9 protein-coding genes and 1 rRNA gene (1 of these 10 cut by a window edge) are annotated in these 13,029 nt (G+C 54.1%); 8 read left to right on the forward strand and 2 right to left on the reverse strand.

Annotated features, from left to right (window positions below; genetic code table 11):
• Nucleotides 1-463: 463 nt before the first annotated feature.
• Nucleotides 464-865 carry a hypothetical protein gene (locus ACA056_RS08035; RefSeq protein WP_497271743.1) on the reverse strand — a complete coding sequence of 134 codons (402 nt, stop codon included), beginning with the start codon at nucleotides 863-865 and terminating at the stop codon, nucleotides 464-466.
• A gap of 487 nt (nucleotides 866-1,352) precedes the next feature.
• Here ACA056_RS08035 and ACA056_RS08040 point away from each other — a divergent pair, with 487 nt between their 5' ends.
• The 7 genes from ACA056_RS08040 to ACA056_RS08070 all read left to right on the forward strand — a co-directional run bounded on the left by ACA056_RS08040 (nucleotide 1,353) and on the right by ACA056_RS08070 (nucleotide 11,152).
• Entirely contained in the window at nucleotides 1,353-1,868 is a 516-nt protein-coding gene (locus ACA056_RS08040; RefSeq protein ID WP_017338154.1) for an Hcp family type VI secretion system effector, read from the forward strand.
• A gap of 130 nt (nucleotides 1,869-1,998) precedes the next feature.
• Nucleotides 1,999-4,041 (forward strand): type VI secretion system Vgr family protein, encoded by a 2,043-nt coding sequence (locus ACA056_RS08045; RefSeq protein ID WP_497271745.1) that lies wholly within the window; start codon nucleotides 1,999-2,001, stop codon nucleotides 4,039-4,041.
• Entirely contained in the window at nucleotides 4,031-4,771 is a 741-nt protein-coding gene (locus ACA056_RS08050; RefSeq protein ID WP_497271747.1) for a DUF4123 domain-containing protein, read from the forward strand. Before ACA056_RS08045 ends, ACA056_RS08050 begins: the two co-directional genes overlap by 11 nt.
• Nucleotides 4,768-9,642, forward strand: coding sequence for an RHS repeat-associated core domain-containing protein (locus ACA056_RS08055; protein ID WP_497271749.1), 4,875 nt, complete (start codon nucleotides 4,768-4,770; stop codon nucleotides 9,640-9,642). Before ACA056_RS08050 ends, ACA056_RS08055 begins: the two co-directional genes overlap by 4 nt.
• Before the next feature lie 11 nt (nucleotides 9,643-9,653).
• The gene (locus ACA056_RS08060) at nucleotides 9,654-10,043 is read left to right on the forward strand and encodes an immunity 22 family protein (RefSeq protein WP_348129783.1); all 390 of its coding nucleotides are present in this window, start codon (nucleotides 9,654-9,656) and stop codon (nucleotides 10,041-10,043) included.
• 180 nt (nucleotides 10,044-10,223) lie between these two features.
• Nucleotides 10,224-10,505 (forward strand): DUF7668 domain-containing protein, encoded by a 282-nt coding sequence (locus ACA056_RS08065; protein ID WP_497273501.1) that lies wholly within the window; start codon nucleotides 10,224-10,226, stop codon nucleotides 10,503-10,505.
• A gap of 221 nt (nucleotides 10,506-10,726) precedes the next feature.
• The gene (locus ACA056_RS08070) at nucleotides 10,727-11,152 is read left to right on the forward strand and encodes an SMI1/KNR4 family protein (RefSeq protein ID WP_348129780.1); all 426 of its coding nucleotides are present in this window, start codon (nucleotides 10,727-10,729) and stop codon (nucleotides 11,150-11,152) included.
• 230 nt (nucleotides 11,153-11,382) lie between these two features.
• On the opposite strand, the gene ACA056_RS08075 is transcribed toward ACA056_RS08070, so the two are convergent.
• Entirely contained in the window at nucleotides 11,383-11,715 is a 333-nt protein-coding gene (locus tag ACA056_RS08075; RefSeq protein ID WP_348129777.1) for a hypothetical protein, read from the reverse strand.
• A gap of 719 nt (nucleotides 11,716-12,434) precedes the next feature.
• On the opposite strand from ACA056_RS08075, the gene ACA056_RS08080 reads away from it, so the two are divergent.
• A 16S ribosomal RNA gene (locus tag ACA056_RS08080) occupies nucleotides 12,435-13,029 on the forward strand; it runs 944 nt beyond the window's last position.

Genomic DNA, 13,029 nt, shown 5'->3' on the forward strand with positions numbered 1-13,029 from the left:
GCCGAGGTTTTTCAATCGCTTGAGTGATTTTCAAGGGAAAACACCCCACAAAGTGCGCAACTTCTTGCGCAGTACTGCGCAACTTCTTGCGCACTCGGCTGGAGGCCGCGGCGGGCCTGACTCTCAGCGATGTCGGAGGTGTTTTTTGCGAAATAACTGCGCAACTTCTTGCGCATAATGGCTATGAGGTATCAGTGGGTGATGATGGTGTAGCCAAGCTGTTGCCGCTGGCCGAGCATTGACTTGATAACGGCTGTCCTGCCGGCTGAAAACTGTCCCCAGGTATTCAATTTGCGCCCATTAGCTTTCGAGTAGGAGGACAGGGCTCGCCGGACTCGAAATCAGCAACCTGCCCTAGATCAAATCACGATCGACAGGGTCGGTCAGTTTTCAATCCGTGCCGAGCCCCTCACCACAGACAGCAATCGGCCAATAGCGGTCATTTGGGCGCTCGAAATCCGCCCTACTTCGAAAGCCCGGGTGCGCCCTCGTCTATCCCACACAAAATCCTCTCTAGCTCAGGCCGCGTCCACTTCTCCCAAGGAAATACATCCCGTTGATCGCCGCTGTGCCAATGCTCGCCCGCATCAAATGCCTGGTAGATAGAAAATGCCGGCTCGGGCATCTCCGCGTGCATGGACAAATCGACGATATCGCTGATTACAATATTCATCACCTCATCACAGTAGTGAAAATCGCGGGTGCCCGTAATAAACAGTCTGGCCATTGAGATCGCCAATTGATTCAAAAGATCGCGACTGTCGATCTGTAGGTGCTCACAAATGACACTTAATTCCGTGTTGGGGGCTTTTTCAATGACCCCAAGTACGTAATGAAGGTTGGCATCACTCAGACCTGTGGTCATGGGATCAAAATACTCGTGAATTGAGTAGTGCGATGGATTCAGGACAAGCCTGTTAGAAAACATACTGCCAGATGTGCTGCTGAACGTCCGCTATGGGTTGTGGATTCAACCGGTCGATGCAACAGATTGGCTAAATCGTTCAGCGGCGACAACTTGGCTACGCCATCATCACCCACTGATGCCTAATAGCCATTATGCGCAAGAAGTTGCGCACTATTCCACGAAAAACCCCTCCAACATCGTTGAGAGCCATGCCCGCCGTGGCCTGTAGCCAGGTGCGCAAGAAGTTGCGCACTACTGCGCAACTTCTTGCGCACTTTGAGGGGGCTTTTCCCTTCAAAATCACTTAAGCGATTGAAAACCTCGGCCATCCCCCCGGTTTACATAGCCCTCAACATTTCTGGCACGGACCTTGATAACAGTCAGGCACCCACCGGGCGATACCGCCTCCCGGGCACTCTTACTTTATTCAGCAAGGAGCACATCCATGGCTACTCCAGCGTACATGTCCGTCACTGGCGAAAAACAAGGTCTGATCACTGCCGGTGCGTTCACCGCCGACTCGGTTGGCAACACCTACCAGGAAGGTCACGAAGACCAGGTCATGGTTCAGGCTTTCAACCACGACGTAATCATCCCGCGTGACCCGCAGTCCGGCCAACCGACCGGTCAGCGCGTACACAAACCAGTTGTGATCACCAAGGTCTACGACAAGTCTTCGCCACTGCTGCAAGCGGCTCTGACCTCGGGCGAGCGCATGAGCGAAATCGTTATCCAGTGGTTCCGTACTTCGGCCCAAGGGACCCAAGAGCACTACTACACCACCAAACTGGAAGACGCGATCATCGTCGCCATCAACAACAAAATGCACAACTGCCAGGATCCGTCGAACTCCCACTTCACGCACCTGGAAGAAGTACAGTTCACCTACCGCAAAATCACCTGGACCCACGAAGTATCCGGTACTTCGGGTTCCGATGACTGGCGTCAGCCAGTCGCTTAATCGCGGCTGACCGCTTCACGCATCGGCCAGCTCTGCTGGTCGATGTTGTTTCCGCCTTTCCAGAATTTGCGTCTGCTGATCCTTTGATCGGGTATTGGTTTACGCCGCAGCACTGCAAGAGGAACAAGGGATGTTCGCGCCGGCCAATCAGACTCACTTTGCCCTGACTATCGAAGGTCTGGATAACGATCTCCAGGTGCTTGCCCTGCAAGGTCGGGAAGCCATCAGCCAGCCTTTTGTGTTTGAGGTGGAGCTGGTCAGTGAACAGCCGTCCCTGGACCTCGAGACCCTGCTGCACAAACCGGCCTTCTTGCAGCTCTCGCCTGACGGCAGCGGCATCCATGGCCAGATCTATCGCGCCGCCCAGGGTGATTCCGGCAAACGCCTGACCCGCTACGCGGTGACCCTGCGCCCGCAACTGTCCTACCTCGCGCACCGCATCAACCAACGCATCTTCCAGAACCTCAGCGTGCCGAAAATCATCGGCATGGTCCTTGAAGAGCACGGCATCCAAAGCAATGCCTACGAATTCAAAGTCGGGGCGATTTATCCCGAGCGCATCTACTGCGTTCAGTACGATGAATCGGACCTGCAATTCATCCAGCGCCTGTGCGAGGAAGAAGGTATTCACTACCACTTCCAGCACAGCGCCACGGCTCACAAACTGGTGTTCGGCGATGACCAGACGGTGTTCCCGAAACTCGCACCCGTGGCCTACCAGCAAGACTCCGGCATGGTCGCCAACAACCCGGTGATCAAGCGCTTCGACCTGCGCCTGGAAACCCGCACCAGCCGCACCACCCGCCGCGACTACGACTTCGAAAAACCACGCATCACCCTCGAAAGCGAAAACCGCGGCGACGCCCTGCCCGACCTCGAAGACTACGACTACCCCGGTCGTTTCATCGACCGCGAGCGCGGCAAACACCTCGCCAAGCGCAACCTGGAACGTCACCGCAGCGACTTCCAACTGGCCGAAGGCAAAAGCGATCAGCCGTTGCTGGTCAGCGGCCATTTCCTGGCCCTGACCCAACACCCGAAAGCCAAATGGAACGACCTGTGGCTGCTGACCGAAGTCCTGCACGAAGGCAAACAGCCGCAAGTGCTGGAAGAGTCAGTGACCAGCGACACCACCAGCCTCAAGGGCGATTTCCACCAGGGTTACCGCAACCGCTTCCAGGCCACGCCGTGGGACGTGCCGAACCGACCGCCGCTGACGCAGAAGAAGCCGCGCATCCTCGGCAGCCAAAGCGCCGTGGTCACCGGGCCAAAAGGTGAAGAGATCCACTGCGACCAGTACGGCCGCGTCAAAGTGCAATTCCACTGGGACCGCGAAGGCCAGGCCGACGACAAGACCAGCTGCTGGCTGCGCGTCTCCTCCGCCTGGGCCGGCGCCCACTACGGCGGCATCGCCATCCCGCGGATCGGCATGGAAGTGCTCGTCACCTTCCTCGAAGGCGACCCCGACCAACCGCTGATCAGCGGCTGCCTGTACCACAAGGAAAACGTCGTCCCGTACCCGCTGCCGGCGAACAAAACCCGCAGCACCTTCAAAACCCTCAGCTCCAAGGGCGGCGGCGGCTTCAACGAACTGCGCATCGAAGACAAGAAAGGCCAGGAACAAATCTTCCTGCACGCCCAGCGCGACTGGGACGAAAACGTCGAACACGACCAGAAAATCCGCGTCGGCAACGAACGCCACGACACCGTCGAGAAAAACAGTTACAGCGAATTCAAGGCCGAAGAACACCACACCGTCTACGCCGACCGCAAAGTCGAGGCCCGCGCCAACGACCACCTGACCGTCGGCGTCAATCAGCACATCAAGATCGGCACCGGGCAATTCATCGACGCGGGTCAGGAGATTCACCTGAGCAGCGGCATGAAAGTCGTGCTCGAAGCGGGCAGCGAACTGACCCTGATCGGTGGCGGCAGCTTCATCAAGATCGATGCCGGCGGCGTGACCCTGAGCGGGCCGGTGATCAACATGAACTCCGGGGGTGGGCCGGGAAGCGGGACGGGGGCTGCGCCGTTGTTGCCGGGGGTGTTGAAGCAGGCGGATGCGGACAAGGCTGGTGCGGTGTTGACCCCGGCGCAGATCAATACGTTGAAACGCAATGCGCCGTTTTGTGAAGAGTGCGAGAAGTGCAAGGCAGGTGCTTGTGCGATCTGATCTGTTGACTCCGCAAGCGTGGTTGGCGGACAAGCCATTGCAGGCAGGTGAACGCCTGTACCTGATTGTCAGTGCGGCGAGCGATGCCGAGCCACTGAAGGCCTTCTACCAGCAGGAGATGGCGCCGGAGCTGATCCCGATCTGGAGCGGCACGCCGTACGCCGATTGGCAGCCAGTGATGCCCTACCTCGCCGAGCTGAAACCCAACGCCGGTTTCCTTCAGTGGATTGCTGAAACCGACGCTCAGGATTGGGGCTGGCTGGCGGTGTCCACCAGCACCCCGGACGTGGTGTTCGAACATCTTCGCAGTTTGACTCAAGTGCGGATGCCGGATGGGACCGAGGTGTTCTTTCGGTTTTGGGATGGGCGGCATATTTTCCCGATTCTTGAAGGATTGGGTGCTGGCGCGGGTGAAGTTTTGCCAGTGTTCGACCGCTACCTGATCAATGGCCAGAAACTGGAAGTGGGACCGAGGGGAGTGCCACCGGCCAAGGCCTGGCCGTGGTGGGAGGTGCCGCAGAAGTTAGTCGACACGCTGGCGGAAAAAGACCACACCACCGTCGTCGACAACCTAATGCAGTGGTTGGGAGAGGATTGCCCAGAACTCTTCTTCTCCTTCCCCGAAAGAAATCTGCGCCACAAAGTCGAGCGCTTCGTGCGCCAACAATCCAATACAGAAGATATGGCAGAGCGTCTGGCTGCTGAGCTGACAAAGGAAGTCACGTCATGATTGATCCCATCGGTAATTTGGTTATTCGAGTTCTCGACGCCAAGACCCCAGACGTGAATGTCATTCTCAAAGACTTCAATAATTGCCTGACCGACTACAAAACCTGGGCTGACGGCTTCTGGACTGGCTGGGCCATGGATGTCGACCAGAAGTTCAAGGTGGGTAACGAAGTCAGCGTCACTGAGCGCAAAACTAAGACGGGACCGGTTGAAACCTACGCAACCTGTCCGTTGATGGGCGATTTCACGCTGATCCATATGTTTGAGAGTGCGCGCTACGTGCCGATCGGCAATACACCGGTCAGGCTCGAACCCGTCAAAAAAGCGATGTTCGGCGGATACGACGTTGTCGGTCCGGTAATTCCTGCGAATATCGGCCCGAGCGGCATTGAAGTCATCAAAGGCTGTAAGCCGGGCCAGATGTACCGCATCACTTTTTTTCCCAACGTTTCTGAAAGCAACGTCAAAGCGCTGTACGACTCATACCAGGGTGTCATCGGCAATCTTGACGGCTGGTTGAAAAGCGAATGGTCGAGTAAGTTCCAGCCACAGTGGGCGAGCTACTCGGCGACAGACCGGGCGGGTCGCTCGCTCATATTGATGCAGTCTGCACTCGATAGTCTTGAGAAAGCGCTTCTAGGTCTGTGGGATGACATCAAAAGCCTGTTCGAACTATTAGCCGACCCCTTTAAAAATGTGGAGAAACTTCTTCATTACCTGAGTAAAGAGGAAGTTGAGAAACTCTACTCAGCATCGAAAGAAGCCATAGCCACTGGATTGTTGATCCTCAGCGACGAACCGCTGATGTACATCTATCTATCCGCCATTATCGCGTGGGTTGGCATGTTGCCACCGCAAGTCTGTGTGGAAGTGATTACTGCCATCGGCGCTTCCTTTCTGATCAACGTGATACTAGGGATCTGTCTGTCTGGCGGCCTCGGGCTGGCTATACGTGTTGGCACAAAAACCTTGGCCAAGGTCAAATCCGGTACAGCGGTAAAAATGCTAGAGGAGCTCGCGGAAAAACTCTTGGCCGCGAGTAAGGGACACGCCTTGAAGGCTCACGGCGAAACCGTGAAACCACTGTTGGCCAGTGCGCAAGGCGTACCGATGGACGCCGCCAAAAAGGCTGCATTGAAAATCGAGCAAGCCACCGCAGCAAGAGCAAAAGGTCCTTTGCCGATCACCAGCGACACCCCAACACTACTGGAAAAAAACGCCTCGGCATTTGCTCGAAAAAAAGCAGAAAAACAATTCGTCCTGGAGCCAAAGGAAAAAGTCAGCGATGCTCCGGCCCAGTCAAAAACGCCCGACGAAAAGAGCTCAACCTGCGCCAAGAAAACCTGCACCAACAATTGCCCGGTTTCCATGGTTACCGGTGAAGAGCTACTGACGCTGACCGATGGTCAGCTCGACGGGCTACTACCTTTCGAGTGGACTCGCCTTTACCGCACCAGCGCTGCGGAAATTGATTGCGGCCTCGGCTACGGCTGGAGCCACGCCTTGGCACAACGGGTCGATATACAGGGCGACGAGGTAGTCTGGACCGACCACGAAAACCGTATCACCACGTTCCCGTTACCGAGTGTGCAGCGTCCGGCGATCACCAACAGCCTGTCAGAAGCAGCGATTTTCCTGGGTGATGATCCCTCTGAACTGATCCTCACCCAGGCCGGAGAACGTGCCCAGTTCTACCACTTTCGCTACAACAGCAAGGGCGCCACGCTGATCGCCATCAGCGACAACTACGGCAATCGGCTGCACATCACCCGTGACATTCACGGGCGAATCAAGCGCGTCGATAACGGCGCCGGTCGTGCCCTTCTCGTGCGATACGACCGCAAGCACATCGTCGCCATCGACTACCAGCAGTTCATCCCGGCCGACAATCTGGAAGACGCCTGGAGCACCATCCAGACCCTGGTCACCTACAGTTACGACGCCCAACACCGCCTGATCGAAGCCAAAAACGCCGCCGGCGAAGCCGAGCGTTATGCCTACAACGACCAGAACGTCATTCTTGAGCGGCAACTCGCCGGCGGCACCAGTTTTTACTGGGAATGGGAAAAAGAAGGTAAATCGGCGCGCTGCATCCATCACTGGGCTAGCTTCTCGCAGATGGACGCGCATTACGCCTGGGATGACAAAGGCAGCGTCACAGTTACCAATGCTGACGGCAGCGAAGAGGTCTATACCCACGACGATAAGGCGCGACTGGTTGCCAAGGTTGATCCGGACGGTGCGGAGCACCTCAAGGCCTACGACGACAAGGGCCGCCTGATCGCCGAGAAAGATCCACTCGGCGCCGTCACCGAATACCAATACAACGAAGCAGGCCGACTGATCGCGGTTATTCCACCCGAAGACACCCCGACCTCTTATGAGTATTACCACGGCTACGTCCGTGTGGTGAATCGTGGCCCGGCGAAGTGGATATATTGGCGCAACGACCAAGGCGATATCACCGAACAAATCGACCCGGACGGCAATTCAACCCACTACAACTATGACCGCCAGGGCCGTCTTCTAGAAATCCGTCATCCGGATGGCAGCCGTCATCAACTGGGATGGAACAATCTCGGCCAACTGCTCGAAGAACAGTTGCCCGATGGTGGTCAGCGCAAGTATCGCTACGACGCGTTGGGCCGGCAGATCACCCGTCAGGACGAAAGCGGCGCGATCACCCAATACCAATGGGATGCTGCCAACCGGCTCGCGCAAATCACCCTGCCCGGTGGCGCTACGCGCGCGTTCACTTACAACCCATACGGCCGCGTCACCGCCGAGCGCGATGAGTTGGGCCGAGTCACCCGCTACGAATATGCCGATAACCTGCACTTGGTCAGCCGCCGCATCAACCCGGATGGCAGCCAACTGCGCTATCGCTACGACAACGCACGTCTGCTGCTCAGCGAGATCGAAAACGAACGTGGCGAGCACTACCACCTCGATTACTACCCGAACGGCCTCATCCAGCAGGAAACCGGCTTCGACGGTCGTCGTACCGCTTATGAATACGACCTTAATGGTCAGTTGCTGAAGAAAACCGAGTTCGGCGACGACGGTAACGAACTGATTACCGAGTACCAGCGCGATGCCGCTGGCCGCCTGCTGGTGAAAACCCTGGCCGATGGCGAGGAAATTCACTACAGCTACGACGCCCTCGGGCGCCTGGTGAACGTCGATGACGGAAACTGGCCGCTGGCCTACGAATACGACCTGCAAGACCGCCTGATCACCGAGCACCAAGGCTGGGGGACCCTGCGTTACGAGTACGACCAACTCGGCCAACTCAGCCACTGCCGCTTACCCGACGGCAGCAAGCTTGATTATCGCCACCAACGAGGCGGTCAACTGAGCAGTATCGACCTCAACGGTTCACGCCTGACCACTCACCAGTTCAGCGCAGGTCGCGAACAGCAGCGTCAACAGGGTTTGTTGCTCAGCCAATACCAATACGACGAACAAGGCCGCCTGCAAGCTCACAGCGTTAGCCAGCAGGATCGCAACCTGTTCCAGCGTCGCTACGCTTACGATGCAAACGGCAACCTCGCCGGCATCAATGACAGCCGGAAAGGCAATCGTAGTTATCACTACGACCCGCTCGACCGTTTGATCAACGTTCGAGGCGCCACCCCGGAAAGTTTTGCCCACGACCCGGCGGGCAACCTTCTAGGTCAAGGTGACCAACCCACCGCGAACTTGGCCAATGTCAAAGGCAACCGTTTGCTGATGCAGGGCGATCGACATTACGACTACGACGCCTTTGGCAATTTGAGCCGTGAGCGCCGCGGAACCGAGCAAAAGCTCGTCACCGAATACCGCTACGACTGCCAACACCGCCTCATCGGTGTCAGCCTCCCCAGCGGCAGCATCGCAAGCTACAAGTACGACGCCTTCGGCCGCCGTATCGCCAAAACCGTCAACGACCAAACCACAGAGTTCCTGTGGCAAGGCGAACGCCTCATCGCAGAAAGCGCCAATAACCGCTATCGCAGCTACATCTACGAGCCGGGCTCCTTCCGGCCTTTGGCGATGCTCGACGGTGAAGGCCCGCTCAAAGCTGAGCCGTTCTACTACCAACTCGACCACCTCGGCACGCCGCAGGAACTCACCGATTACAGCGGCGAGATCATGTGGTCGGCGAAATACCGCGCCTATGGCAACCTCGCCACGCTCGACGTTGCAGAAATCGACAACCCGCTGCGCTTTCAGGGCCAGTACTTCGATGCGGAAACGGGCTTACATTACAACCGGCATCGCTACTACAATCCTGGCACTGGGCGGTATCTGACGCCAGATCCAATCAAGCTAGCGGGTGGATTGAACAACTACAGATATGTACCCAATCCAACAGGTTGGGTCGATCCTTTAGGTTTGGAAACAATACCAGTAGTCTGTCCCGGCGGCCCAAACTGTACTCCTAAAACAAAGTCCTTAGAGGAATTGGTTCCCGGCGGTAGCATTCCAAGTGTCAAAGATGGCGCATTTAATAAGTGGTTCAATGAGTTGACTCCAGACGAATTTGATACGGTTTGGTCCAACAAAACCTATCAGGACTCCATTAAAGCCAGGTTGAGGTACCCAGGTGGAATGCACGAATGGCACATGGTTTCGAGAGCGGATACATTCAAGCGCTGGGGAGTGAATGCAGAACAAATTTATGAGCTACGGTCCGCAATTTCAGATGTGAAATTTGTCAATCCTGCTGGGCACCATGGCGGTAAAGGCTCGACGAAAGCGCATAATGAAATCCTAGACATTATCGACAACTCCAAAGATCACAGTGAATTCCGAAAAGGCCTAAAGGAGTGGGCTGGACGGCGATTGGAAGGCGGTGCCGATGCTCTACCTTCAGGACTAAAAAATTGAGGAAACAAAAAATGGGCTCGAAAAAAATCGTTTCTATTTGGACGGCAAACACCGATTGGGAACCGTCTACTCTTCGAGATGTGATGAGCCCAGAGTATTCTGACGACGGAGACTTTCTTGGCTCTGAGTTCAGCAAGGCTTTCTCACTTGGTTTTGTTGACGATGACGCTGTCGAAGCAGATAAAATCGAGCCAACCAATTCTCTAATTAATGCAATTGACGGATGCTCATACGACCTTGACATCGCGTCTGACATGAAAAATAAAAACACTCCTCTGACCGACGTGCCTATAGACACCATAGTTGCAATCTACGACTACTCCTTCTCGGGCACTCCCCAAAACACTAAAATCAGAAATAATCTATTTACATACCGAGGAAGCTTTGAATACCAAGACTAAACTCTCAGAGAATAGAGAGTAAGGGATAGATATATTTCTGCATTCTAAAATAAATCTGTCCCTGGGAAATCCCATTGATGTTAATCCGGAGACTTCGACTCGTATACCAGGAAACCGATGAAAGTGAAAATTGATAAGAGCCTCTAACTAGAAGTAAAAGATCTTATTGTCGCACTGGTTATTGGTGATTTTGATAAAATTTCCGGCAAAAACTGGTATGGAAGACTCAACGAACCGGATATTAATGCAAGAATCTCCGAGTACGGCAATACATTGGCATTACCTCCAGCGTCTTTCGTAGAAAAGAAAGATACTTATGAGTACAAGGATGGCTCTGGCTTAGCCCTCGATATACCACTGTGGACAAAGGAGGAAGGAATGAGCGACCTGACTCTTTCCCTTGTGTTGATATATGACGAAACCAAAGTGAAGCTTCAAATGAATGACCTTCGTGTTCTATGAAAACCTGTATGGGGTTCCTCAACAGCTTCAGCTGCAACACTCAAGGCAAAATAGAAATGGCCGCTAAGTCATAAGACTCACCTTTCAACCTTAAAAGGCAAGGGCCGAGAAGCAGTAAACTCCTACGGACATAGCCAACACCCAGATGCGCCTGTAGATATGGAGCTCTTTAAGAAAGAAGTTCCACAGTATTGGAAAGACCGAGCAGTAGAGACCGCAAAATGATCCCGAACGAGCTGACTCAACTTATTGAAAAACAACCTGGCGATATCCGCCGAACAGATAAGCGCTCCGTTACCGAAGCACTAACAGCACTGAATATAGGTTTAGACTGTGAACTATCAGAGTTTTTTTTAAATCACACCATAACTTTTTTCAGAAGCAACTCTTCGGATGAAGAGCTATGTGACATCGCCGACCCAAGCAATGAGATAGAAGTTGGCACCAACTTTATTCATGAGGTATGGGAGCTACCAGAAAACTTCATTTGTCTCACAAGTTTTCAAAGTGAGGGGTGCTATCTATATGACAAAAATAGCGGGGAGGTTTTAGATTTTAGCCTTGCTAACCGAGATGATTTTTTAGCTGGAAAACAGCAGCTAAAATGGAGCGGCTTTTTTGAGTTTCTTACTTGGTACTTATCTTAAAAATAAAACCAGCCGGAACAATTTTATACAGGGCAATGAGTCTGGGTGTCGGGCTCATGTGTCGCTGGCGAGTAGTCACTAGCCGCGGGGTTGACAAAGTTGAAGTGTAAAGGCATTACTCTGCAGCTAATCCCGGAGTTGCCATCCACAAGTGTCAGTTAGGGGGGCGCGGGTTAGTGATGACATCAGAGGCGATTCAATTCCTGGCCCGCGAGTTTTGTAAAGTCCCCCTACATAGCTTTTACCGAAACCACTTCCACAAACTTGAATTTCTTCTTGGCCGCCTTGGTAGCTTCCTGCTCTGCTAGAAGGGTGCTCAGCGTATCCGCCTCATGGACCATTTCGTGAGTCTTGCCCTCAAATTCATTGCCCACCCGCAGTGTTACCCTCAACCTGGGCGTGAAAGCTTTGACGACCTTCCTTTTCTCCGCGGCCTTTGTCGGCGGTATGATCGCGACACCCGAAAGGGTGTCTTGCACAGGTAAGGCAGTAGTCTGCGCAAGGGGCTCTGCACCGCCGAACAGCGCGCGGCGCATCTCTTCTTCAGTCAGTTCTTCGTTCATGCAATTTCTCAGAAGGGTGTTATCTCCAAACGTCCTGATTCTATCAGCATGACCGGTCTCAACAGCTGTGAATCTCTGGGACAAAACCCTGAATCAGCCCTGAACCAATGACGGTAGGACCGGTCAATTTGGTTCGTTTGTGCAGCCCATACGGCTTGCCGATGATAAGCAGACGTTCACAGAGGGCTGATATCGACCCAAAGCGGCCCTTCGTAAAGGGCAGCAGTCGGCCAAAAGCGGTTAGTCAGCGTCCACGAAACAAGGGGTGCTTCAGTGACGATGTGGTCTGGGTTCTCTGCTGTCCTGATGCTTTGTACGGACCTTGGAAATTTTCATAGTGGCAACCTAGGCTCTTTGGTAAGGAAAAGAATTTTTAGGCGGGGGTTGACCACGTATTTTAATCCTGTAGTATTCGCCTCCCGCTAACGAGCAGCTTGATGCTGGTTTTGGCCTAAGTAATTGATTTTATTAATAAAATCAGGAGCTTTTAAGGGTGCTACTTGAGGGTGTGTGCTGTAAAGTGCACGCCTCGGTTGAGACGAAAGATCTTAACCAACTGCTCTTTAACAACTGAATCAAGCAATTCGTGTGGGTGCTTGTGGAGTCAGACTGATAGTCAACAAGATTATCAGCATCACAAGTTACTCCGCGAGAAATCAAAGATGTAACCAACGATTGCTGAGCCAAGTTTAGGGTTTCTTAAAAACCCAAAGATGTTTGAACTGAAGAGTTTGATCATGGCTCAGATTGAACGCTGGCGGCAGGCCTAACACATGCAAGTCGAGCGGCAGCACGGGTACTTGTACCTGGTGGCGAGCGGCGGACGGGTGAGTAATGCCTAGGAATCTGCCTGGTAGTGGGGGATAACGCTCGGAAACGGACGCTAATACCGCATACGTCCTACGGGAGAAAGCAGGGGACCTTCGGGCCTTGCGCTATCAGATGAGCCTAGGTCGGATTAGCTAGTTGGTGAGGTAATGGCTCACCAAGGCGACGATCCGTAACTGGTCTGAGAGGATGATCAGTCACACTGGAACTGAGACACGGTCCAGACTCCTACGGGAGGCAGCAGTGGGGAATATTGGACAATGGGCGAAAGCCTGATCCAGCCATGCCGCGTGTGTGAAGAAGGTCTTCGGATTGTAAAGCACTTTAAGTTGGGAGGAAGGGCATTTACCTAATACGTAAGTGTTTTGACGTTACCGACAGAATAAGCACCGGCTAACTCTGTGCCAGCAGCCGCGGTAATACAGAGGGTGCAAGCGTTAATCGGAATTACTGGGCGTAAAGCGCGCGTAGGTGGTTTGTTAAGTT

Source organism: Pseudomonas sp. LBUM1666 (genome assembly GCF_059695775.1).